Below are 24078 nucleotides of genomic sequence, written 5' to 3' on the forward strand. Positions count from 1 at the left end.
CGACGATCCCGGATCAAGATTGATGACGTTCATTACGGCGCGTGAGGCGGCGCGGCGAGGATTCCTTGAGCGACTTACCACGGCCAGACAGACTCGGATTTGTCATGAAGTAGTTGTGGACGTTGAAAGGCTCCTCGCCCTTCGCGGTCTTCATACGCGTTGAGGACCCGTCCGGCAACAATTGCCAGCTCTGTTCATTGTCCTTGAGATTCGCGACCATGATCTGTTCGAGAACCTGCTGATGCACCGTGGGATTCTGCAGCGGACACAGCACCTCGACGCGGCGGTCGAGGTTGCGCGGCATCATGTCGGCTGAGGAGATATATACAGCCGCTTTCGCGCTCGGCAGGCCCTGGCCCATGCCGAAGCAGTAAATTCGGCCGTGTTCGAGGAATCGTCCGATGATCGACTTGACGCGGATGTTCTCCGACAGGCCGGGAATACCGGGCCTGAGGCAGCAGATACCGCGCACCACGAGCTCGACCTGCACGCCGGCCTGGGAGGCCTCGTAGAGCGCGTCGATGATATCGGGGTCGACCAGCGCGTTCATTTTCATCCAGATCGCAGCAGGCCGGCCGTGCCGCGCATGCGCGGTCTCGCCCTGGATGTGCTCGATGATGCGCTTGCGCAAGGTCAGCGGAGACACCGCCATCTTTTCCAGATCGCTCGGCGCAGCGTAGCCGGTGATGAAGTTGAACACGCGCGCGGCGTCGCGGCCGATGGTCGGCTCCGAGGTGAAGTAGGAGAGGTCGGTGTAGATGCGCGCGGTCACCGGGTGGTAATTGCCGGTGCCGGTGTGGACGTAGGTCGTGAGGCTGCCGCCCTCGCGCCGCACCACCATCGAGAGTTTCGCGTGGGTCTTCAGTTCGAGGAAGCCGTAGACGACCTGCACGCCGGCGCGTTCGAGGTCGCGCGCCCAGCGGATGTTGGCCTCCTCGTCGAAGCGGGCCTTCAGCTCGATCAGCGCGGTGACGGATTTGCCGGCTTCGGCGGCTTCCACGAGCGCGCGCACGATCGGCGAGTTGCTGGAGGTGCGGTAGAGCGTCTGCTTGATGGCGACGACGTCGGGGTCGCGCGTCGCCTGCTGGAGAAACTGCACCACGACGTCGAAGGATTCGTAGGGGTGATGGACGACGAGGTCCTTCTGCCGGATCGCAGCGAAGATGTCGCCGCCTTGCTCGCGCACGCGCTCGGGATGGCGCGGCACGTAAGGGGTGAATTCGAGATCGGGCCGGTCAAGGCGGGTGAGCTGCGAGAGCTCGTTCATGGCGAGCACGCCATCGACCAGGAACACCTCGTCGTCGGCGGTCGACAGCGCGTGCTGCACGAAACTGCGCAGCTGCTCCGGCATCTTGGCGTCGATCTCGAGTCGGATCACCGAACCGCGGCGGCGGCGCTTCAGCGCGGTCTCGAACAGGCGGACGAGATCCTCGGCCTCTTCCTCGATTTCGAGTTCGGAGTCGCGGAGGACGCGGAAGGCGCCCTGGCCGTGAAGATTGTAGCCGGGGAACAGGCGGTTGATGAACAGCGCGGTGGCCTGCTCCAGCGAGATCAGCCGGACGACCTTGCCGTCAGCCGGCAGACGGATGAAGCGGTCGATCTTGCCGGGCATGCGGATCAGCGCGTTCATCTGCTTGCCGTCGGCGGCGCGCGTGAGCTGGAGCGCGATGGTGAAGCCGAGGCTCGGAATGAACGGGAAGGGGTGGGCCGGGTCGATCGCGAGCGGCGTCAGCAGCGGGAACACGTTGCTGAGGAAGTAGTCCTCGACCCAGGTTCGTTCCGCCTTGGTGACCTCCTTGCCCTCGACCAGCACGATACCCTCGTCGGCGAGCGTGCCGCGCAGGTCGCGCCAGATTGCCTGCTGGTCGGAGGCAAGCTGCGAGACGGTCCGGTTGATGAGCGCGAGCTGCTCGGACGGGGTCAGACCGTCGGGGCTGCGCTCAGCAATACCCTCGCGCACCTGGGCCTTGATGCCGGCGACGCGGACCATGAAGAACTCGTCGAGGTTATTCGCTGAAATCGACAGGAATCGCACCCTCTCCAGCATGGGGTGGCTGGGATTGACCGATTCCTCCAGGACGCGGCGGTTGAAGTGCAGCCAGGAAAGCTCGCGATTGATGAACCGCTCGGGGCTCGATGCGATCGGCGGCGGGCCTTCGGCTTCCGGGGCTTTTTCTTTAACTTCAACAGCTTGCGCAGAATCCATCAGAAGTCGGTCCATCCAGTTCGCTCCAATTTGCGACTTACGCGCAAAACCCGCGGGAGCATGTGTTAGAGCGATGACGTTTCGATGACATTGATGTTCCGCCGCCCGGCCGCGTCAACCCGCCTTGGTCAGACATCCCGGAGCAGCTCGGCCGCCAGGGCCCGGGTGACGGGGCGGCCGAGGCGCAAGGCCTCGCTGTCCAGCAGGTCCACAGCCCGTCGGGCGGCGGCCGAGGACCGCTCCAGGCGAGTGGCGAGGTAGCTGACCACGCTCTCGTCCACCGCGAGCTGGCGGTCGGCGCAGAACTTGACGATCAGGCCGCGGAAGAGCTGGTCGTCGGGCGGCAGCAGCGAGACAACGGGGACGGCGCGGAGCCGCGAGCGCAGGTCGGCGAGCTCGATCTCGAGAGACGCGGGCACCTCGCGTCCGGTGAAGAGGACGTAGGCGCCGTCCTCGCGGGCCAGATTCATCAGATGGAACAGGGCGCGCTCGTCGAATTCCCTGGCTTTGGGATCCTCGACCACCAGCGCGCCGGTGGCGAGCGCAGCCGGGACGGCCTCGGCGGTCAGCCCATTGGCCGTGGTCGAGCGGGCGCCTGAAGCCTCGGCCCAGATCGCGGCGAGATGGCTCTTGCCGCTTCCTTCCGGGCCGGCCAGCCACATGATTCGGTTCGGCCATTCCGGCCAGGCGTCGATGAGGGCAAGACCGGCGGCGTTGACGGGGCCTTCGAGGAAATTGTCCCGGCTCAGGCTCTCCGCATGCGGAAGCGAAAACGCCAACTGTCGGGGATGAACGCGGCCTGGCACGCTTGCTTTGCTCCGTGCCGGCGTGCCGGCTTCGTTTGACGAGATGCGACCTAATCGAGCGGGAGTTGGCCTTTTACGGGGCCGCTCCCAACTCACTTGGCCTCGATCGTGCTCATGTGCCGCAACCATTCGACAAGATAGAGCGACACGGAGGAGAGCGTGAAGACCGTGACGAGGCCCATCAGGATTATATCATAAGGACCGGGTTTGAAGCCGAAGGCGAGGGCGGCCAGCACCAACGCCGCGAACGCCACTTGGGCCACAGTGTTGAGCTTGGATACCTTTGAGGGCTTCATCTCCACAGGTCGGTCGAACAGCCACGATATGATCACGGCGGCGACGATCATGATGTCGCGCGAGACCACCAGGATGACGATCCAGCGCGGAATCGCGCCCCAGATGCCGAGCGCCATGTAGATCGAGACCAGCAGCGCCTTGTCGGCGAGCGGGTCGAGCAAGGCGCCGAGCTCGCTCGTCATGTTGAAGCGCTTGGCAAGGAAGCCGTCGACCGCGTCGCTGATACCGGCGATCAGGAATACGGCGAACGCCACCTCCATTTGGCTCGACACGATGGCCCAGACGATGATCGGGACCAGCATGATGCGGCCCAAAGTAATGATGTTCGGTATACTCACACGGCGCTTCCCGGCACCCGGCCTGACCTCGAATTCGGCCCTTTGGAGGCTGAACCGGTTGATATCTCTACATAGTATACGGCGGCGCGCCATGCGAGCCATTGCGCGTCCCCGGAATTCGACGTAACCAGCCGCAAACCCACTGGAAATCGGGCATGACCGACCGCAAAAACGGCCTCACTTACGCCGATTCAGGCGTCGATATCGATGCGGGCAACCGCTTGGTCGACCTGATCAAGCCGATGGTGCGCGCCACCGCACGGCCCGGCGCCGACGCCGAAATCGGCGGATTCGGCGGCCTGTTCGATCTCAAGGCGGCCGGTTTCAAGGATCCCATCCTGGTGGCCGCGACCGATGGCGTCGGCACCAAGGTCAAGATCGCGATCGAGACCGGCCTGCATGGCGGGATCGGCATCGACCTCGTCGCCATGAGTGTCAACGACCTCGTGGTGCAGGGCGCCGAGCCGCTGTTCTTCCTCGACTATTTTGCCTGCGGGAAGCTCGATCCGGAGGCGACCGCGTCGATCGTCGCCGGTGTCGCCGAAGGCTGCCGCGAATCCGGCTGCGCCCTGATCGGTGGCGAGACGGCCGAGATGCCCGGCCTCTACAAAGACGGCGACTACGACCTCGGCGGCTTTGCCGTCGGCGCCGCGGAGCGGGGCACGCTCTTGCCGCGCAAGGACATCGCCGCCGGCGATGCCGTGATCGGGCTCGCTTCGTCGGGCGTGCACTCCAACGGTTTCTCGCTGGTGCGCAAGATCGTGGAACAATCCGGCCTCGGCTTCGGGGCGCAGGCGCCGTTTGCGCCCGTCATGACGCTCGGCGGCGCGTTGCTGACGCCGACGCGTCTCTACGTCAAATCCTGCCTGCGCGCGATCCGCGAGACCGGCGCGGTGAAGGGGCTTGCCCACATCACCGGCGGCGGCTTCACCGACAACATTCCGCGCGTGCTGCCGAAGCATCTCGGCGTCGGTATCGATCTGGCGCGCCTGCCAGTGCTGCCGGTGTTCAAATGGCTGGCCGCGCAGGCCGGCATCGCCGAGCTCGAAATGCTGCGGACCTTCAATTGTGGGATCGGCATGATCGCGATTGTCGAGCCGGACAAGGTCGAAGAGGTCGTGGAGATCTTCACTGACGCCGGTGAGACCGTGGCACAGCTCGGCAGCGTGATCCCGGCCGAGGGCGAGCACCGCGTCGTCTATAACGGCCATCTCGACCTGGCGCTGTAATGACCGGCGCTGTAATGAAACGCCGCGTCGCCATCCTGATTTCCGGCCGTGGCTCCAACATGGCTGCGCTGATCAAGGGCGCGGCCGCGCCGGATTTTCCGGCGGAGATTTCGCTCGTCATCTCGAACAAGGCCGATGCGCTGGGGCTGGAAAGGGCCAAAGCGAGCGGCGTGAAGACGCTGGTGATCGAAAGCAAGCCGTTCGGCAAGGACCGCGCCGGCTTCGAGAAGGTGCTGCAAGCAGCACTCGATCAGCACGGCATCGAGCTGATTTGCCTCGGCGGCTTCATGCGCCTGTTCACGGCCGAATTCACCAAGGCGTGGTACGGGCGGATGCTCAACATTCATCCCTCGCTGCTGCCGTCCTTCCCCGGTCTCGACCCGCACGGCCAGGCCTTGCGCGCCGGCGTCAAGCTGTCCGGCGCGACGGTGCACTTCGTGATCCCCGAGACCGACGCCGGCCCAATCGTGATGCAGGGCGCGGTTCCCGTCAGCGACGACGACACGGCGGACACGCTGTCGGAGCGTATCCTTGAAGTCGAGCACCGCATCTATCCCGCAGCACTGAGCCTGCTCGCGACCGGCAAGGTCCAGATCGAGGGCGATGTGTGCAAGACCGCGGGCAGCGGGCCGTCGGAGAATTTTCTGGTTTCGCCGTTGGTGCGGTGAAGCGCCGTCGCACTCGGAATACTTCTCATTCCACAAAAACCCCCGGCAGAGCCGGGGGCAACGTCATGATCTCTTGCGCAGACCGCGAGAGAAATCAGGAAACCTTGAGGTTCTCCGCGGATGCCTTGCCGCGGTTCTCCACGAGATCGTATTCAACCACCTGATTTTCATTGAGGGTCGAGAGTCCGGCGCGCTCGACGGCGGAGATGTGGACGAAGACGTCCTTGTCACTGCCGTTCGGCTTGATGAACCCATAGCCCTTGGTCGGGTTGAACCATTTGACGGTGCCCTTTTGCGGCATCCTCAGTCTCCTCCGCTAGATACAAAAACGACGCGGCCGCTTTTCGCGTGCCACGCCACAAACGGGCTTCCGGTAGTCTGTTCGAGTCTTGAGTCTCAATGTCGCGAAACGCACAGTCGAGCGGCCAATTCCGATTGTGTCCGATATTGCAACATGAAAATCGCCCGTTAGCAAGCCGCGCGCGAATTTCAAGACTTCGACCCGAGTGCCCGTCCGCAATTTGCGACCTGTGGCCGCGGAACCACAATCGGAAGCAATGCCTTTGCCGGGACGCGCCAGCCGGTTGACCCTCAGTAACAGTTCGGCACAAATCGCGGCACGCGTGCGCCGCTCCTGTTGCTTTTTTGCGCGCCGCCCTTTGCTTCAGGATTTGTCGCCATGTGCTGCATTTCGCAGCCCTCAGAGACACGGCAGGCGATCAGGCTGAACCGCGTCCGCTGGATCGCGGCTGCCGTGGCGTTTGCTCTCATCATGGTACTGTCGACGACATCAGGCTTTGCGCAGAGTCCCACGCCCACGCCGACCCCGACACCCACGCCGTCACCGACGCCGATTCCGATGCCAATTCCGATGCCGACCGCGACCAATTACGACCAGTCGGCCGGCAACAGCTCGCTCAATCTCGGCTCGAATTTCCTGGAGCGGCTCGGAAACCAGGCATCTGGCGGCGTCAACCGGGCGTTTCGGACCAATCCCGGCGGCGGCGGCGCGTCGGCGAGCACGGAAGACCCGCGCTACCGCACCTGGTTCGAGGGTTATGGCATCTCGGTCCGGACGGATGCGCAAGGAGACTTTGTCGGCGACAAGCGCAAGACGTTTGGCGGTGTCGCAGGCTTTGGCGCGCGGCTCGCGCCGGGTGTCAATCTCGGCTTCTCCGTCGACCAGAGCCACACCGATATCGACGTGCCGCTCGCACTTCAGTCCGCCACGCTGGATCTGACGCAACTCGGCTTCAGCGGCTCGGTCGACAAGGGCCCCTGGACCTGGGCCTTCGCGGTGGTGCACGGCTTCGGCAAGGTCCGCTCCAGCCGGGATACTGGCCTGGGACTTGCGACCGCGGGTTATCGCGCCGCAATCGACGGCGCGCTGACCGAGATCAGCTATTACTGGACCAAGGACCACATGCGCATCGTGCCCAAGGGCGCACTGGAATATGTCCGCGCCACCAGCGTCGCGTTCCAGGAGGTTGGCGGCCTCGATCCACTCAATGTCGGCTCGACGGCGCTCTCGCGCGCGCGCGTCATGATCGGAGCCGAGATCGGGCGCTACTTCATCTTCGACCAGAAGATCCTGGACCTGTCCGCCTACGGCAAGTTCGTCGACAATTTCTATCAGAACCTGGGATCGGTGCAGGTCAGCCTCGGGACCCAGAGCATCGTCGTGCCCGGCATCGGCGAGAGCCGCTACGGTACGGATGCAGGCGCCTCGGCCTCGCTCAGCCTGACCAACACGGCGCGGCTCTACGTCAACTACGACGGCAAGTTCCGCAACGAGCTGACGTCGCACCAGGGCACGGTCGGCTTCGAATATCGGTGGTGAAGCGAAGCCTGCCCGCGTCGGCCCAGAGGAGGATCCCGGAAAACTGCGAAGCGGTTTTACGAAAGCATCATGCTCGAGCTTTAAGTCGGCATTGCCGCGACATAACCCGTCAATCCAAAGGCCGCGCGCGCGGCCGTCATCATCGGCGCCAGCGCGTTCGGGTGGATGAACTCGTCGCGGAAACAGGGATGGATCTTGGGATCGAAGATTTTCTTCAGCCAATCGACCACGATCTTGTGGCGCTCGGAGGCGCGGAACTCCTTATGATAGGTGAGCCAGAGATCGGCGTGGTGGCTGACGCCGAGATCGACGGCAACCAGCGGGGCGCCGAGCGCGATCGAAACCGTCGGCAGGAATCCGATGCCGGCGCCGCGCTCCACCGCATAGAGCACGCCGACCGAGGAGTTGGTCTTGATCCCGACGATGCCCTCGAGCGACTTCAGTCCGAGCACGCGGGCGTAGGCGCCGTCGTCGACCTGCGGGGCGCTCTGCTTGATGATGCGGTGGTTCTTCAGCTCGGCCAGGGTCGCGGGCACGCCGTAGAGGTTTTCGTACTCCTTGGAGACGAAGGGATAGATGTGCAGGCGGCCGAGCTTGGCGACGATCAGATCGGGATTGGTCGGCGGCTCGAGCTGGATCGCGATATCGGATTCGAGCCGCGCGACGTCGGCCTGTTCCATCGCGCAGCGCAGGTCGACGGTGATCTTGCGATAGGTTTTCTGGAAATCGATCAGTCGCGGCAGAATCCAGAAATTGCCGGGGCCTTCCGTCACCGCGACGCGCACGGTGCCTGACATATCGTTCGACGATCGCGAAGCACGCCGGAACACATTGAAGGCATGACGCTCCATGTGCGCGACGTCGGCGATCATCGCGCTGCCTTCGTCGCTGAGCGTGAGCCCGCTCTGGTCGCGCAGGAACAGCTTGCAGTCGATGCTCTCTTCGAGCCGGTCGATCCTGCGCATCAGGGTGGTGGAGGTGAGCCCGAGCTCCTCGGCGGCGTTGCGGAAGCTTTTATATTTTGCGCAAGCTAAAAACAGTTTCAAATCGTCCCAGGACATGTCCAGGGTTTCTTCACGGTGCTGCATCACCGCAGCACCCCGGTGCAATAACTGCTGCATACGCCTGATCCCCAGCCGCTAAGCTCATCGCCATAGCGGGGCACGAAAGCCGCGAACGATAGAGGGGCGACATGAGTATGGAAAGGGGCTCGTTTGCCGCAAGGCATGATTTCGACGCGCTGCCGCTCAGTCCGGATGTCGACGTCCGTCGCGCCAAATTTTCCGAAATCGCCGCGCTTTCGCAGTTGGCGCACCGGCTGGTGCCGGGCGTTCGGATCGGGGCGACTGAGCTTGCAAAATATTTCGCCTTCGATCCCGAGAGCATCCTGACTTTCAGCCGGAAGGGCAACCTTGTCGGCGGCATGGCCTTCCTGTTTCTCAACGATCGCGGGCATGATGCGTTGCTGCTCGACGAGATCTGCCTCACCGCGCCGGAGACGCGCTATCTCGCGTCCGCGAAGGAAGACGTTTCCGCTATCTACATCTGGGCGATCGCGGCGACGGGGCGCGGCGTCGCCGGTCTCGGCAAGGCCGCGGCTCATCTTAGACAGCTAAGGTTTCGCAACGCGGATTGCTATGCGCAGCCGTCAACCGTGGCCGGCCGCGACATCATGAAAGCGACAGGCTTCGAGCCTGTTCCAAGCTTCCAACCCGACCTCTGGTGCTACGAGCGGCCCTGGCATCGGCAGCCGATGCGCATGCCGAGCGCGATCATCCAAGCAAGGAGTTTTGCAGATGCACGGTACTAGGATTCCTCTCGCCAAGCCCGATTCCCGCGCCATCACCATTCGCCTCGCGCGCGATCTCACCGATCTCATGCTGGTCACCTCGATCCGCTCAGCCGTCTATCTCGCCGAGCAGGATTGCCCGTTCGATGAAGAGTTCGACGGCAACGACATGGTTGCCGCGCATTTCATCGGCTATGTCGGCAACGAGCCTGCGGGCTGTCTGCGGGTGCGGTTCTTCGGCGATTTCGCCAAGGTGGAACGGCTTGCGGTGCGGCACCAATACCGGCGGTCGCGCGTCTCGTTCAAGCTGGTACAAGCGAGCGTCGACTATGTGAAGCGCAAGGGCTTTCGCAAGATCTACGGCCAGGCGCAGGACCGGCTGGTCGATTTCTGGGCCCATTTCGGCGCCAAGCCGCTTGGTCACAATCGCAAGATCACATTTTCCGACTTCTCCTACACAGAAATGCTGCTGGAGATCGAACCGGGTCCGGATGCCATTACGCTGGACAGCGATCCTTACGTGATCATCCGCCCCGAGGGCGATTGGGACCGGCCGGGCGTGCTCGACGCCTCGGCAGGACGGGCTGTGACGTCGCCGCTGCGGGACGTCGCGCTCGCTGGTCGTTGAAACTGGTGCAGCTGCGCGCAAAACCATGCTGGTTTCCATCACAGACGATCCGCCGATCCTGGTCTGCACGGATCTCCAGGTCGAATATCTGACCCCCGGACGTCGCCACGTCATCCTCGACGGCGATGCCGCAACGGCGCGCTGCGTGGAACTGCTGACGTTCTGGCGCGACAATCTCTGGCCGGTGATGCATCTGAAGCGCATCGCGCAGGCGGCCTGGTTCAATCCGGCATCCAAGCTGACCGATTGGATCGCGGAGGCGAAGCCGCGGCCGGGAGAAATGACCTTCGAGCACCCGCTGCCGTCGGCCTACAGTTCGGCGCGGTTTGTGGACTACATGTCCAATATCCGCAATGTCCGTTGCGTGCTCGCGGGCTTTTCCCTGGACGAAACCGTCCTGGCCACCGCTATTGACGGGTTTCACCGCAGTCATCGCTTCCAGGTGGTGGCCGACGCGGTGGCCTGCCGGCAGCCGGGGACTGGCGATGCTGCCGCCTACAAGCATGCGGTAGTGAATGTGATCGGGAATTTTGCTACAATCCAGTCCAGCGCCGAACTGATCAGAACCAGCGGCGCCGTTGCGGTGTAGGCGGCCGCGATCGACGGATGGAGTGGGACATTGTCACGGGGAGATCAGCTCGAGGAGCTGGCAAGCGACCTGTCGCGTGCCGCCGAGGCGGCACGCCGTCTTGGTCTGCCAACGACGGTGTATCTGCTCTCGATGGCGCTGGTGGAGGTGCGGGAGGCCGCTGCCGCCGATAGCGATGGGAATGACGACGGTGCGGCGTGACAGCTGCCCGATGTGCGGCTTTGTGCAACGCAGCTGAGCGCTTCCTGCCGACGAATTGACGTTGCAAGTTTTGCGCGGTGGCAATAGCCAAGGAGCTGGATCATCGAGTGATGACGCTGGCCGCGCCGGCGACGTGACGCTTTCAAGGATTCCTGCAAATGTCCATGCTGCCCAATTCGCAAGAGGCCCGGGATGTGGCCTACCAGCTCCATCCCTACACCAACGCGCGCGCCCATCAGCAGGCCGGTCCCCTGGTGATCGAACGCGGCGAGGGGCCTTACGTGTTCGATGCGTCAGGCAAGCGCTATTTCGAGGCGATGGCAGGCCTGTGGAGCGTCGGACTCGGCTTCAACGAGAAGCGGCTGGTCGACGCCGCGCACAAGCAGATGCTGGCGCTGCCGTTCTATCACACGTTCTCCGCCAAATCGCACGGGCCCTCGATCGATCTCGCCGAGAAGCTGGTCGCGCTCGCGCCTGTTACGATGAGCAAGGTGTTCTTCACCAATTCCGGCTCGGAGGCCAACGACACTGTTCTGAAGTTGATTGCCTATCGTTCCAATGCGCTCGGCCAGCCACAGCGCAAGAAGGTGATCAGCCGGATGCGCGCCTATCACGGCGTCACCATCGCGTCCGCCAGCCTCACCGGGCTGCCGAACAACCACCGCTCTTTCGACTTGCCGCTCCCGAACATCCTGCACACGGGCTCGCCGCATTTCTACAAGGATGGCGCGCCCGGGGAGAGCGAGGAAGCGTTCGCGACGCGGCGGGCCGAGGAACTCGATGCGCTGATCCAGAAGGAAGGCCCGGACACGATCGCTGCGTTCTTCGGCGAGCCGGTGATGGGCGCGGGCGGCGTCATCGTGCCGCCGGCGACCTATTGGGACAAGATCCAGAAGGTGCTGAACAAGTACGACATCCTGTTGGTCGCCGACGAGGTCATCTGCGGCTTCGGCCGCACCGGCAAGATGTTCGGCTGCGAAACCTACGGCATCAAGCCCGACGCCATCGTGGTCTCCAAGCAGATCACCTCGAGCTATTTCCCGCTGTCGGCCATCATGATGAACGATCGCATGTTCGAACCGATCGCCGACGAGAGCAACAAGATCGGCGTGCTCGGCCACGGCTTCACCGCGGGCGGCCATCCGGTCGGCTCGGCGATTGCGCTCGAGAATTTGAAGATCATCGAGGAGCGGGGCCTGGTTGCGCACGCCGCCGAGCTCGGTGGCTACATGCAAGGCAAGCTGCGTGAACTCACCAGCCATCCACTGGTGGGCGAGGTCCGCGGTGTCGGCATGATCGCTGCGATCGAACTGGTGCTGGACAAGGCGCGCAAGACCGCAGCGGCAACGCCGGGCGCCGTCGGCGGCATGGCCAGCCGCATGCTGCAGGAGCGCGGCGTTATCTCGCGCAACATGCTCGATGCCATTGCCATCTGCCCGCCGCTGATCGTCACCAAGACTCAGATCGACGAGCTGGTCGCGGCGATTTCAGGTGTGCTGGACGACATGAAGCCGGAAGTGGCGAAGCTGACGCCGGCGTAGGGACGGCGCTTCACGCGTGAGCGTAGCGCTCTATCACACCCCCGGTGTCGTCCTGGCCTAGTGCGCAATTGCGCACTAGGCCAGGACGACATCGGGAGGCATCGGGGCTATTCCGCTCGCTGAACCCCGATCACGCGGCCTTTCTCGACCGCCAGCGCCAGCTCGCCGCGCTTCAGTTTCAGGGCGGCCTCGCCGAACAGCTCGCGGCGCCAGCCGCGTAGCGCCGGCACGTCGGCCTCGTCGTCGGCCGCAATCTCCTCGAGATCGTCGACGGTCGCAATCACCTTGCTGGCGACCGCATGGCGCTCCGCGGTCATGCGCAGCAACACCTTCAACAGTTCGACGATCGCGGCGCCATTGTTATTGTTGCGCGGCTTTTCCAGCTTCGGCAGCGTGGCGTGATCGCGCGCCAGCCCGCGCTCGACAGCGGCGACGATGTCGGCGCCCCATTTGGATTTCTCAAAACCCTTCGGCACGGAGCGCAGGTTTGCGAGCTTCTCGATCGTGTTCGGCGCATGGGTCGCGATGTCGCTGACGGCCTCGTCGCGCAGCACGCGGCCTCGCGGCACGTCGCGGCTCTGCGCCTCCTGCTCGCGCCAGGCGGCGACCTCCATTAGGACCGCAAGGTCCTTGGGCTTGCGCACCCGCGTCTTGAGCCGTTCCCAGGCGCGCTCGGGATGGAAGTCGTAGGTCTTGGGCGAGGTCAGGACTTCCATCTCGATCGAGACCCATTCGCTGCGCCGGCGCTTTTTAAGGTCGGCATCGAGCGCTGCGAACACGTCGCGCAGATGCGTGACGTCGGACACGGCGTAGTGCATCTGCTCCTTGGTCAGCGGCCGGCGCGACCAGTCGGTGAAGCGGTGGGTCTTGTCCGGGCGGTGTCCGGTGACCTTCTCGACCAGGGCGTCGTAGGCGATGCTGTCGCCGTAGCCGAGCACCATGGCCGCGACCTGGGTATCGAACACCGGGTGCGGGATGATACCCGCCTGGTGCCAGATGATCTCGATGTCCTGGCGGGCGGCGTGGAACACCTTCAACACGCCCTCGTTGCCCATCAGCTCGAAGAACGGCTTGAGGTCGATGCCCTCGGCCAGGGTGTCGATGACGATTGCTTCCTCGGCGCTGGCCATCTGCACCACGCACAGCAGCGGGTAATAGGTGGTCTCGCGCAGGAACTCGGTATCGACGGTAATGACGGGGTGCTTGGCCAGCCGGCTGCAGGCAGCCGCAAGGTCAGCGGTGGTGGTAATCAAATCCATGAACGGCCCATGACAAGTCCATCAGCCGTTCTGCCGAAAGCGCTGTGATGTCAAGGGGCTCGAAGCGAATTCGAGCCTTGCATTTGGACCGGAATCGCATTTTCCGACGAAAATCCTATTCGTAGCGGACCCGCCGGGAGGGTTTGCGCGCGCAGGGCAGTGCCACCACGACCACGCACATGGCGACCAGCGCCAGCCCCAGGAACTCGAAAACCAACAGATCCACGGCAAAATCCCCCAGCAACATTGCTAAACTTGTCGGGGGCGAATTGAGGGTCTGTTAATTCTCGTGGTTACCGGCGGCGGGTCGGGCCGGATGGTGGACGGGGGGTTAACGGCCGCGGCATGCTATGCAGGCGTCACGGCATCAGGCGTCAGGTCATGAGCTTCGGCAGGGCGGCCGCCAAGGCGTCCACGGCGGCGCGAACTTTCGGCGGCATCCGGGGCGAGCGTGGCCAGAGCGCGTGGCAGTCGTAGAGAAATCCCGGCTGACCGCTCAACAGAGTGACGAGTGTACCGGCGCGTAGGCGTTCGCGGACTAGCCAGTATGGCAGCCAGGCCAGTCCCATCCCCTGTGACGCGGCGTCCGCGATCGCGTCGAGATCGTCGAGCCTGAGCCTTCCCGCCGGCACGATTTCGCTCGGAGGCTGGCCCTCGCGGGGAAACAGCCACGGCCGGACGCGTCCGGAGCGGCGATAGATGATCGCCTGATGCTGGGCAAGATCGTCGAGCGATTTCGGCTTGCCGTTGGCGCGCAAGTACGAGCGCGTGCCGCACACCACCATGCGCTGGCTTGCGATGCGCCGCGTCATCAGGCCGGATTGATCGTGTAGATCGCCGGTCCGGATCGCAAGATCGTAGCGGCCCTCGATGATGTCAGCGATCGGGTCGCCGAACGAGAGATCGAGCTCCAGATGGGGATATCGTCGCGCGAGCTTCATCAGCAAGGGGGCGATGCAGTGCCGGCCCAGCAGGGCAGGCATGGTCACGCGGAGCCGGCCACGCGGCTCGGACAATTCGTCGGAAGCGACGGCGTCGGCGGCCACGGCTTCAGCGAGCACAGTGCGGCAGCGCTCGTAGTAGGCTTGGCCTGTCTCGGTCAGGCTCTGGCGCCGTGTGGTGCGGTTGAGGAGGCGGACGCCGAGGCGCTCCTCGAGGAAACGAACGTGCTTGCCGACCATTGGCGCCGACATTTCGAGCGCATCGGCGGCAGCGGCGAACGAGCCTACATCAACCGCCTTGACGAAGACGGCCATGCTGGTCAGGCGGTCCATGATTGCAAACTCCTGGTTTCGACTGTTCACCCCTCTGCACGCTTTATCCGGCGCCGCCCGGTTGGCATAGCTCCATTGAATTCAATTGTTTTGGATGTGTTCATGGCGCGCGTCGTTCGCTTCCACAGACATGGTGGCCCCGAGGTGCTGCGCATCGAGACCGTCGACGTCGCGCCGCCAGGGAGGCGCGAGGTGCAGATCAGGGTCAAGGCGCTCGGGCTCAATCGCGCGGAAGCGCTCTTGCGGAAGGGGACCTATATCGAGACCGCGACCTTTCCGTCCGGCCTCGGTCTCGAGGCCGCCGGCATCGTCGAGGCGATCGGCGAAGGCGTGAGCGGCTTCTCGCCGGGCGAGGTCGTTAGCATCGTGCCGCCCGTGTCGATGGTGCGATGGCCGGCTTATGGCGAGCTCGTCACGTTTCCGGCGGAGTTCGTCGTGAAGCACCCGCCCGAGCTCGGCTTCGACGCCGCGGCCGCGGTATGGATGCAATATCTGACGGCGTTCGGCGCTCTGGTCGATATTGCTGGGCTGGAGCGAGGGGAGTCCGTAGTCATCACCGCGGCGTCGAGTAGCGTCGGGCTTGCAGCGATTCAGATCGCGAACCGGATCGGTGCGATCCCGATTGCAGTGACGCGAACCTCGATCAAACGGCAGGCCCTGCGCGATGCTGGCGCCGCCGACGTCATCGCCTCGGTGGAAGAGGACATCCGGTCACGGCTGCAGGACATTGTCGGCTCAAACGGCGTTCGCGTGGTGTTCGACGCGGTCGGCGGTCCCATATTTGAGCCGCTCACCGCCGCGATGTCGCCGGGTGGCGTTCTCATCGAATATGGCCGCCTGAGCCCAGAGCCGACGCCGTTTCCGCTGGTCAACGTACTGACCAAGAGCCTGACGCTGCGCGGCTATCTCGTGCACGAGATCATCCGCGACCCCGCGCGGCTTGCTAAGGCGAAGACCTTCATCCTCGACGGGCTGCGGGACGGCGCATTGCAACCGATCATCGCCAAAACGTTTCAGTTTGAGGAGATCGGCGAAGCGCATCGCTTTCTGGAGTCAAACGAGCAGTTCGGCAAGATCGTGGTAACGATCTGAGCGAATGATCGTCTTGAACAAACGATTTCGGCACCCCCGCATCTGGATTATGCCTTCGGCTCGTCCACGTGCGCACCGAGCTTGCCTCACGTCCCGCAGAACGTCTGCAGCACCCGCTGCTCCGGCAGCGGCGGATCGGCGTAGGCTGCATAGTCCGGCTGGCCCTCGAACGGTTTAGCCAGCACCTTCACGAATTCCTCAAACGGCGTGTAGTCGTCATCGTTGACCGCGGCCTGGATCACGGCCTCGACGCGGTGGTTGCGCGGGATGAACATCGGGTTGACGGCGTGCATGGCGGCTTGCCGTTCGGCTGCGGTTTGCGGCTCCAGCGCCGTGCGCTCGTGCCAGCGCCTGGCCCACTCGTCGAACGCCGCGGGGTCCATGAATTGCGCGCGTGCATCGTCAGCAGCCGGATCGCCAGCGGCGTCGCCGAGTTTGCGGAAGGTGAGGGTGAAGTCGGCCTGGTTCTTGGCCATGGCGTCCAGCAGGTCCTGGATCAGCGCGTCGTCGCCGTCGCGCTCCGTGAACAGGCCGATTTTCTTGCGCAGGCCCGCCTGATAGCCGTCGCTGAACGTGTCGGAGAAGGCGCCAAGAATGTCCTGGGCCTCGGCGACCGCCTTTTCCTGATCCTCGGAAAACAGCGGCAGCAGGCATTCGGCAAGCCGGGTCAGATTCCACAGCGCGATGCGCGGCTGGTTGGCATAGGCGTAACGGCCCATCTCGTCGATCGAGGAAAACACTTGCGACGGATTGTAGGCGTCCATGAAGGCGCACGGACCGTAATCGATGGTCTCGCCTGATATCGATGAGTTGTCGGTGTTCATCACGCCGTGGATGAAGCCGACCAGCAGCCAGCGTGCGACCAGATCGGCCTGGCGTGCGACGACGCCACCGAGCAGCGCGTGATAGGGCCGCTCGGCGCCGAGCAGCTCCGGATAGTGCCTGGCGATGACGTGGTCGGCGAGCCGGCGAATGGCATCGGTGTCGCGGCGGACGGCGAAGAACTGGAAGGTGCCGACGCGGATATGACTCGAGGCGACGCGGGTCAGCACCGCGCCGGGCAGCGCGGTCTCGCGGATGACGTGCTCGCCGGTGACGACGGCAGCGAGTGAGCGCGTGGTGGGGATGCCCAATGCGAACATCGCCTCGCTGACGATGTATTCGCGCAGCACCGGCCCGAGCGCGGCACGGCCGTCGCCGCGGCGGGAGAATGGGGTGGGACCGGAGCCCTTGAGCTGGATGTCGCGGCGGATGCCGTCCTTGTCGATGACCTCGCCGAGCAGGACCGCCCGTCCGTCGCCCAGCTGCGGAACGAATTGCCCGAACTGGTGGCCGGCATAGGCCATGGCGATCGGATCGGCGCCGGCGGGAACCGTCTTGCCGGCCAGGATCTCGGCGCCCTCAGGGGTTTCCAGCACATCAGGATCCAGCCCGAGCTGGACCGCCAGCGGCCGGTTCAGCTTGATCAGCCGGGGCGCTGCCACCGGCGTCGGTGCGACCCGGGCGAAAAAGCTGTCCGGCAGCGCCGAATAGGAGTTCTGGAACGGGAAATGGACTGTCATGGCCTCAAGATAGGCGTGGAACGCCTGATGGCAAAGGCTTGAGCCGAGATTGGGCAAAAATGGCCACTTCCAGCCGAAAACGGGCCGTTCCCTTGGTTGCCGCCCCCGTCCTGCCGAGGTAAACCCTGCCGCAACTTTGAACCTGCCGTTTCGGCGGTTCGATTCGATCCTCCGACATTGAATTTGGGACGACCATGCATCGCTACCGGTCACATACATGCGGCGCGCTCCGCGAGAGCAACATCGGCGAGACGGTCCGCCTTTCAGGCTGGGTCCATCGCGTTCGCGACCATGGCGGCGTGCTGTTCATCGACCTGCGCGACCATTACGGCCTGACCCAGTGCGTGGTCGATCCGGACTCGCCGGCGTTCTCGCAGGCCGAAAAGCTGCGTTCGGAATTCGTGGTGCGGATGGACGGTAAGGCCCGTCGCCGCCCCGAAGGCACCGACAATGACGATCTGCCGACTGGCAAGATCGAGATCTATGTCAGCGAGATCGAGGTGCTGGGCCCGGCCGGCGACCTGCCGCTGCCGGTGTTCGGCGACCAGGAATATCCTGAAGACATCCGCCTGAAGTACCGCTTCCTCGATCTGCGTCGCGAGAAGCTGCACCAGAACATCATGACGCGCGTCGAAATCATCAAGTCGATGCGCAGGCGCATGGAGGGGCAGGGCTTCTTCGAGTTCAACACGCCGATCCTGACCGCGTCCTCGCCGGAGGGCGCGCGCGACTTCCTGGTGCCGTCGCGCATTCATCCCGGCAAGTTCTATGCCCTGCCGCAGGCGCCGCAGCAGTACAAGCAGCTCTTGATGATGTCGGGCTTCGATCGCTACTTCCAGATCGCGCCCTGCTTCCGCGACGAGGATCCACGCGCGGATCGTCTGCCGGGCGAGTTCTACCAGCTCGACGTCGAGATGAGCTTTGTCACGCAGGACGATGTCTTCGCCGCGATGGAGCCTGTCATCACGGGTGTGTTCGAGGAGTTTGCCAAGGGCAAGCCGGTGACCAAGGGCTGGCGCCGGATTCCGTTCGCGGAAGCCTTGCGCAAATATGGCAGCGACAAGCCGGACCTGCGCAACCCGATCGAGATGCAGGACGTCTCCGAACACTTCCGCGGCTCCGGCTTCAAGGTGTTCGCGCGCATGTTGGAGGACCCCAAGAACCAGGTCTGGGCGATCCCGGCGCCGGGTGGCGGCTCGCGCGCCTTCTGCGACCGCATGAACTCCTGGGCGCAGGGCGAAGGTCAGCCCGGCCTCGGCTACATCATGTGGCGCGAGGGCGGCGAAGGTGCCGGTCCGCTTGCCAACAACATCGGTGCTGAGCGCACCGCCGCGATCCGCGCGCAGATCGGCGTGAAGGAAGGCGACGCCGCCTTCTTCGTCGCCGGCGATCCCGACAAGTTCTGGAAATTTTCTGGGTTGGCCCGCAACAAGGTCGGCGAGGAGTTGAACCTCACCGACAAGGAGCGGTTCGAGCTGGCCTGGATCGTCGACTTCCCGATGTACGAGTACAACGACGAGGACAAGAAGGTCGACTTCTCGCACAACCCGTTCTCGATGCCGCAGGGCGGTCTCGATGCCTTGAAGGGCCAGGACCCGCTGACCATCAAGGCGTTCCAGTACGACATCACCTGCAACGGCTACGAGATCGCCTCGGGTGGCATCCGCAACCACGTGCCGGAAGCGATGGTGAAGGCGTTCGAGATCGCCGGCTATGGCGAGCAGGAAGTCGTCGATCGCTTCGGCGGCATGTACCGCGCCTTCCAGTACGGCGCCCCGCCGCATGGCGGCATGGCCGCCGGTGTCGACCGCATCGTCATGCTCTTGTGCGGCACCAACAATCTGCGCGAGGTCTCGCTGTTCCCGATGAACCAGCAGGCCATGGACCTCCTGATGGGCGCACCGTCGGAGCCCAGCCCCAAGCAGCTCCGCGAGCTGCACGTGAAGGTGAGCCTGCCGCAGAAGTGAGGCTGTCTCCACAGCGTCATTGCGAGCGAAGCGAAGCAATCCAGAATCTTTCCGCGGAGTGACTCTGGATTGCTTCGCTTCGCTCGCAATGACGGGGAGGGATTTTCGCCGGTCCAACTGCCATCCCCGCGCGCAGCGTCGTTCCCTACAGCCCCGTCGACGCCTCGATCCTGAACTGCGCAAGCGCGCTCTGTGGGTCGGTTTGCAAGAGCTGCATCAATTGCATCAGCGGTGCCTTGGCGCGCGGGGACAGCATGATGGAAAGCGTCTGGCCCGGCGTCTCGACGAAGCGGGCGATCGCGTCCACGGCCGCGTTCGCATCCGGATTGGCGGAAGCAACTTGCTCGCGTTTAGCCTTGATGCTCTCGACGAGCGCCTGGCGTGCGGTATCGCGGCTGACATTCTGCATGCGCGCGAACTGCGCCGCGACGAGATCGATGACGCTGCTGTCGCGCAATGAGAATTCGAGCGTGCCCGCCTCGATCCGGGCCGCCTGGCCCATGAGCTGGGCCGGATCGGCCGAAAACACCTCGCGTGGTACGTTGCCGAGCGCCATACGCAGTTGCGCTCTTGCGTTGCCTCCGATGTCGAGGGTCGCGGGCGTCAGAGCGAAGCTGTTGGACTGTTCGGTCCAGGCAGCGCCGAGATCGAGGTCGATAGCGAGCTTGTCGATCCCGCTGGCAATCAATGGAAGCTGTTTTGGACCGGATGGATCGGCTGGCGTGACAAATTTGGCAACCACATGCGCCTTGCTCGGGATCGAGCCGACCAGCTGCCCCCAGTCCAGGCTCAGTGTGTCGATCATGACCAGCTTATTGGTGGTCTTGAACGGCGCCGTCACGCCCTTGATCTCCGCGCCTGCGAGCACGCCGAACAGCCCGAGCATCTGATCCGGCGAGGGCGCCCGCCCGGCAGTGGTGAGGCTTGCTGCCCAGCGCATCAAACTCGCCGTGCTGAAGGACTTCAGCGCAAAGCGCTCCATCTTGAACTGTCCCTGCGGAGACGGCGCGTCGACGCCTTCGACCGCGAACTCGCCGTCGCGAAATCGGATGGCACCAACCGTGGCCGTTCCTTGCGGCGTGCCGACCGACATCTTGCCGATTTCGGCCTTACCGATGCGAAGACCCTCATAAACTCCGGCGAGCTTCTCCAGCAGCTCGCGTGCCTGCGCCGGAGTCGGCGGGGCCGATTGATCCCGTGGCAGCGCGGCAAATATCTCAGCCAGCCGGAATTTCGACGGCTGGACGGCGATGTCTTCCATGGTGAACCCGTCGACATCCACTCGCATCCCCTGTGCCGATTTGAGCGCATAGGGGCCCGTCGAGACCTGCCGATAGACCCGGCGATAGCTGTCGTCGCTGGCCGTCTGCGGATCGAGCGCGGCGATGATCGCGGTCGCGTCGAAATCGTTGACGATGATGTTCGACGATTCACCCGTCAGCTTGTCCGTCTTGCCGGGTTGCTTCACGTCGACCGAGATCACGGCGCGGTCCGACTTCATCCCGTCGATCTTGCCGTGCTTTAGGTTCTGGATCGCCAGTCCGGAATAGGTGACCTCGCCGCTGCCGGCGGCGCGGGAATCGAAGCTGATCGTGAGGGTCGGAGCCGTGAGCGACGATGCAGCGACACTCGCATATTGGCCGAGCACGTAGCGGTACATATCGACCAGCGAGCTGTCCGCCGGCACCTGACCGGCCTGAACAGGACCGGCATAGTCGCGCATGACCAGGTGCGGGATCTTGTACGCGACCTTCAGCTTGGCAGCGCCGATCTGGTCCAGCGTAACCTCGAGCCCGGTGATGTCGACGGGGTCGGCCGAGATCCTTGTTTCGTCGATCTGGCGAACGCCCGTGCCCTTGATGGCGGCGATCCTGATCTGCGCCTGCGTGCCTTGCCCGGCGTAACCGCGATGTCCTCGATCGTGATGGTGCGCGTGGGCAGATCGAAGGCGATCTTGCCGTAGCTAGCCTTGCCGCCTTGCTTGCGGATTTGCTCGAACGCGGTCTCCACCTCGGCGGTGACGCGATGTTTTGCGTAGAAGCTGAAGCCCAACCATCCGCCCGCGGCCACCACGGCCACGACGATGAAGCCGATCAGGATTCGCTTCATTCCCAGCTCCAGTTGCTCGCGTTGCAGCACGCAACCTGCCATATTCGCAAAGCAACGCGCGGTCCAGGGAAAGCGAGCGCTATCAGATATTTGACCGCGCGCCCTGTTGATGGGGCAGCAATCGGATGTTGCCACCGGGCCGCCCGACGTGCTTCATCCCGTCTCCATGACCCGGAAATACCACCCGAAGGCGGGCCGGTCAGGACAACGTAGTTTGAGGCCGGTAACGCGAGGCAAGACACCGCATGTCGTCCTATTCTGATGATCTCCACCAGGCGGCGCTGGCCTATCATCGGCTGCCGCGCCCCGGAAAGCTCGAGATCCAGGCGAGCAAGCCGCTCGCCAACCAGCGCGACCTCGCGCTGGCCTATTCCCCCGGCGTCGCCGCCGCCTGCATGGAGATCGCCAAGAACCCCGCGGAAGCGGCGACGCTGACGATACGCTCCAATCTGGTTGCCGTGGTTTCGAACGGCACCGCCGTGCTCGGCCTCGGCAATATCGGCCCGCTGGCCTCGAAGCCGGTGATGGAGGGCAAGGCGGTCCTGTTCAAGAAATTCGCCGGCATTGACGTGTTCGACATCGAGATCGCGGCCGACACCATCGAACGCGTGGTCGAGACCGTGGCCGCGCTCGAGCCGACCTTCGGCGGCATCAATCTCGAGGACATCCGCGGACCGGAATGCTTCGAGATCGAGGCGCAGCTCAAGGAGCGCATGAAGATCCCGGTCTTTCACGACGACCAGCACGGCACCGCGATCATCGTCGCCGCCGCGATCACCAACGGTCTGCGCCTGAACGGCAAGAACCTGTCGGACGTCAAGATCGTCGCATCGGGGGCAGGGGCCGCAGCGCTTGCGACACTGAACCTGCTGGTGTCGATGGGGGCGCAGCGCAAGAACATCTGGGTCTGCGACATCGACGGCCTTGTTCACGAAGGCCGCAACACCACGATGGACCGCTGGAAGGCGGTCTATGCGCAGAAGACCGACAAGCGCACGCTCGCCGACGTCATCGGCGGCGCCGACATCTTTATCGGTCTCTCCGCACCGGGCGTGCTCAAGCCCGAGATGGCCAAGGCGATGGGCGACAAGCCGCTCATCATGGCGCTCGCGAATCCGACGCCGGAGATCATGCCGGAGGAGGCGCGCAAAGCCCGTCCCGACGCCATGATCTGCACTGGCCGCTCCGACTATCCGAACCAGGTCAACAACGTCCTGTGCTTTCCCTTCATCTTCCGTGGCGCGCTCGATGTCGGCGCCACCGCGATCAACGAGGAGATGAAGCACGCCGCCGTCGAGGCCATCGCGCAGCTCGCGCGCGAGGCGCCGTCCGATGCGGTCGCGCAAGGCTTCGATACCGGCGAGACGCAAGGGTTTGGCCCGGGCTCGCTGATCCCGAGTCCCTTTGATCCGAGATTGATCCTGCGCATCGCGCCGGCGGTGGCGAAGGCCGCGATGGAATCGGGCGTTGCGACCCGGCCCATCACCAATTTCGACGAGTACACCGCGTTGCTCGAGCGCTTCGCCTTCCGCTCCGGCCTCGTCATGAAGCCGATGTTCGCCAAGGCCAAGACCCAACCGGTGCGCGTGATCTACGCCGAAGGCGAGGATGAGCGCGTGCTGCGCGCCACCCAGGTGGTGCTGGAAGAGAAGCTGGCGATGCCGATCCTGGTCGGACGTCCGTCGGTGGTCGAGGCCCGCATCGAGCGCTTCGGCCTGTCTATCAAGGCCGGCAGGGACTTCGACCTGGTCAATCCCGAGGACGATCCGCGCTACCGCTCCTACGTGCAGTCCTATGGCGAGGTCGCCGGCCGCCGCGGCGTGACGCCGGATGCGGCGCGCACGGTGGTGCGCACCAATAACACCGTCATCGCGGCGCTCGCGGTGGTGCGCGGAGAGGCGGACGCCATGCTCTGCGGCGTCGAGGGCCGCTACATGAGCCATCTGCGCCATGTTCGCGAGATCGTCGGGTTCACCCCGGGAATCAGCGACTATGCGGCGCTGGCGCTGCTGATCACGAGCAAGGGCGCCTTCTTCATCGCCGACACCCAGGTGCGGCCCAATCCGAGCGCCGAAGAGCTCGCCGAGATCGCCTCGCTCGCGGCGGTCCACGTCCAACGCTTCAACATCAAGCCGAAGATCGCCTTCGTCTCGCATTCGGATTTCGGCAGCTACGACACGGAATCCTCGCGCAAGATGCGCCGGGCAACCCAGCTCCTGAAGGAGAAGCATCCGGAACTCGAGGCCGACGGCGAGATGCAAGGCGACACCGCGCTCTCGGCCGCCGCGCGCAAGATGGTGCTGCCGCACTCCAAGCTCGAGGGCGAAGCCAACATCATGATCATGCCAAGCCTCGACACCGCCAACGTCGCCTATCAGATGATCAAGTCGCTGGCGGACGCGCTCCCCGTCGGGCCGATCCTGATCGGCCCGGCGCGCCCGGCTCACATCCTCACCCCGTCGGTAACGGCGCGCGGCATCCTCAACATGACCGCAGTGGCTGTGGTGGAAGCGCAGGAGCGCGCGTCGCGGCAGCAGCCGACGTTGTTTACGTAGGCCGTGCGTGGCCTTCCCCTCTCCCCTTGTGAGAGAGGGTGGCTCGCCGCGGAGCGGCGAGACGGGTGAGGGGTTGCTTCCGCGCGCACATTTCTCACGGTTGAATTTGCAGAGCGAGACCCCTCATC

General features: G+C 64.2%; 21 protein-coding genes. 11 read left to right on the plus strand and 10 right to left on the minus strand.

The annotated features are described in order from the left end of the window. Nucleotides 1-13: 13 nt before the first annotated feature. The 3 genes from ACFQX9_RS21750 to ACFQX9_RS21760 form a co-directional block, all read right to left on the minus strand. Nucleotides 14-2206 carry an RNA degradosome polyphosphate kinase gene (locus ACFQX9_RS21750; RefSeq protein WP_377791048.1) on the minus strand — a complete coding sequence of 731 codons (2193 nt, stop codon included), beginning with the start codon at nt 2204-2206 and terminating at the stop codon, nt 14-16. Between the two features lie 128 nt (nt 2207-2334). After that, the gene (locus ACFQX9_RS21755; protein ID WP_085352943.1) at nt 2335-3012 is read right to left on the minus strand and encodes a DnaA ATPase domain-containing protein; all 678 of its coding nucleotides are present in this window, start codon (nt 3010-3012) and stop codon (nt 2335-2337) included. Between the two features lie 92 nt (nt 3013-3104). Next, on the minus strand, nt 3105-3647 hold the full coding sequence (locus ACFQX9_RS21760; protein ID WP_026233129.1) for a CDP-alcohol phosphatidyltransferase family protein: 543 nt from the start codon (nt 3645-3647) through the stop codon (nt 3105-3107). Nucleotides 3648-3802: 155 nt separating this feature from the next. Here ACFQX9_RS21760 and purM point away from each other — a divergent pair, with 155 nt between their 5' ends. Both purM and purN read left to right on the plus strand, forming a co-directional pair. Beyond that, nucleotides 3803-4876 (plus strand): phosphoribosylformylglycinamidine cyclo-ligase, encoded by a 1074-nt coding sequence (purM, locus tag ACFQX9_RS21765; RefSeq protein WP_085352944.1) that lies wholly within the window; start codon nt 3803-3805, stop codon nt 4874-4876. A 14-nt stretch (nt 4877-4890) separates the two neighbouring features. Then, nucleotides 4891-5544 carry a phosphoribosylglycinamide formyltransferase gene (purN, locus tag ACFQX9_RS21770; protein ID WP_085352946.1) on the plus strand — a complete coding sequence of 218 codons (654 nt, stop codon included), beginning with the start codon at nt 4891-4893 and terminating at the stop codon, nt 5542-5544. A gap of 94 nt (nt 5545-5638) precedes the next feature. On the opposite strand, the gene ACFQX9_RS21775 is transcribed toward purN, so the two are convergent. Beyond that, on the minus strand, nt 5639-5845 hold the full coding sequence (locus ACFQX9_RS21775) for a cold-shock protein (RefSeq protein WP_007591938.1): 207 nt from the start codon (nt 5843-5845) through the stop codon (nt 5639-5641). A 378-nt stretch (nt 5846-6223) separates the two neighbouring features. On the opposite strand from ACFQX9_RS21775, the gene ACFQX9_RS21780 reads away from it, so the two are divergent. After that, nucleotides 6224-7384: an autotransporter outer membrane beta-barrel domain-containing protein gene (locus ACFQX9_RS21780; RefSeq protein ID WP_085352948.1), complete on the plus strand. Its 1161-nt coding sequence runs from the start codon at nt 6224-6226 to the stop codon at nt 7382-7384. Nucleotides 7385-7464: 80 nt separating this feature from the next. On the opposite strand, the gene ACFQX9_RS21785 is transcribed toward ACFQX9_RS21780, so the two are convergent. After that, nucleotides 7465-8505, minus strand: coding sequence for a LysR family transcriptional regulator (locus tag ACFQX9_RS21785; protein WP_018456281.1), 1041 nt, complete (start codon nt 8503-8505; stop codon nt 7465-7467). A 71-nt stretch (nt 8506-8576) separates the two neighbouring features. Between ACFQX9_RS21785 and ACFQX9_RS21790 the strand changes: the two genes are divergently transcribed. The 5 genes from ACFQX9_RS21790 (at nt 8577) to ACFQX9_RS21810 (ending at nt 12132) form a co-directional block, all read left to right on the plus strand. Continuing rightward, entirely contained in the window at nt 8577-9194 is a 618-nt protein-coding gene (locus tag ACFQX9_RS21790) for a hypothetical protein (RefSeq protein WP_026233132.1), read from the plus strand. Further along, nucleotides 9181-9801, plus strand: coding sequence for a GNAT family N-acetyltransferase (locus ACFQX9_RS21795; protein WP_018456283.1), 621 nt, complete (start codon nt 9181-9183; stop codon nt 9799-9801). Before ACFQX9_RS21790 ends, ACFQX9_RS21795 begins: the two co-directional genes overlap by 14 nt. 25 nt (nt 9802-9826) lie before the next feature. Next, nucleotides 9827-10390, plus strand: a complete 564-nt coding sequence (locus tag ACFQX9_RS21800) for an isochorismatase family protein (RefSeq protein WP_085352950.1) — start codon at nt 9827-9829, stop codon at nt 10388-10390. A gap of 30 nt (nt 10391-10420) precedes the next feature. Beyond that, on the plus strand, nt 10421-10591 hold the full coding sequence (locus ACFQX9_RS21805; RefSeq protein ID WP_007609402.1) for a hypothetical protein: 171 nt from the start codon (nt 10421-10423) through the stop codon (nt 10589-10591). A 158-nt stretch (nt 10592-10749) separates the two neighbouring features. Next, nucleotides 10750-12132: an aspartate aminotransferase family protein gene (locus tag ACFQX9_RS21810; RefSeq protein WP_018456285.1), complete on the plus strand. Its 1383-nt coding sequence runs from the start codon at nt 10750-10752 to the stop codon at nt 12130-12132. A gap of 107 nt (nt 12133-12239) precedes the next feature. On the opposite strand, the gene rnd is transcribed toward ACFQX9_RS21810, so the two are convergent. Both rnd and ACFQX9_RS21820 read right to left on the minus strand, forming a co-directional pair. Further along, entirely contained in the window at nt 12240-13391 is a 1152-nt protein-coding gene (gene rnd, locus ACFQX9_RS21815) for a ribonuclease D (protein ID WP_018456286.1), read from the minus strand. 374 nt (nt 13392-13765) lie between these two features. Beyond that, nucleotides 13766-14665 (minus strand): LysR family transcriptional regulator, encoded by a 900-nt coding sequence (locus ACFQX9_RS21820; protein WP_085352952.1) that lies wholly within the window; start codon nt 14663-14665, stop codon nt 13766-13768. A 102-nt stretch (nt 14666-14767) separates the two neighbouring features. On the opposite strand from ACFQX9_RS21820, the gene ACFQX9_RS21825 reads away from it, so the two are divergent. Then, a complete protein-coding gene (locus ACFQX9_RS21825; protein WP_085353061.1) occupies nt 14768-15757 on the plus strand; it encodes a zinc-dependent alcohol dehydrogenase family protein in 990 nt (329 codons plus the stop codon). A gap of 86 nt (nt 15758-15843) precedes the next feature. On the opposite strand, the gene ACFQX9_RS21830 is transcribed toward ACFQX9_RS21825, so the two are convergent. Then, nucleotides 15844-17319, minus strand: a complete 1476-nt coding sequence (locus ACFQX9_RS21830) for a YdiU family protein (protein ID WP_377790427.1) — start codon at nt 17317-17319, stop codon at nt 15844-15846. Nucleotides 17320-17513: 194 nt separating this feature from the next. Between ACFQX9_RS21830 and aspS the strand changes: the two genes are divergently transcribed. Continuing rightward, nucleotides 17514-19286 (plus strand): aspartate--tRNA ligase, encoded by a 1773-nt coding sequence (aspS, locus tag ACFQX9_RS21835; RefSeq protein ID WP_085352954.1) that lies wholly within the window; start codon nt 17514-17516, stop codon nt 19284-19286. 145 nt (nt 19287-19431) lie between these two features. On the opposite strand, the gene ACFQX9_RS21840 is transcribed toward aspS, so the two are convergent. Next, nucleotides 19432-21009: a hypothetical protein gene (locus ACFQX9_RS21840; protein WP_377790429.1), complete on the minus strand. Its 1578-nt coding sequence runs from the start codon at nt 21007-21009 to the stop codon at nt 19432-19434. Nucleotides 21010-21038: 29 nt separating this feature from the next. Beyond that, a complete protein-coding gene (locus tag ACFQX9_RS21845) occupies nt 21039-21395 on the minus strand; it encodes a hypothetical protein (RefSeq protein WP_085364700.1) in 357 nt (118 codons plus the stop codon). A gap of 245 nt (nt 21396-21640) precedes the next feature. On the opposite strand from ACFQX9_RS21845, the gene ACFQX9_RS21850 reads away from it, so the two are divergent. Then, nucleotides 21641-23950, plus strand: a complete 2310-nt coding sequence (locus ACFQX9_RS21850; protein WP_018456292.1) for an NADP-dependent malic enzyme — start codon at nt 21641-21643, stop codon at nt 23948-23950. Nucleotides 23951-24078: the final 128 nt, after the last annotated feature.

It is taken from the genome of Bradyrhizobium sp. GCM10028915 (genome assembly GCF_042666195.1).
GTDB lineage: Bacteria > Pseudomonadota > Alphaproteobacteria > Rhizobiales > Xanthobacteraceae > Bradyrhizobium > Bradyrhizobium canariense_D.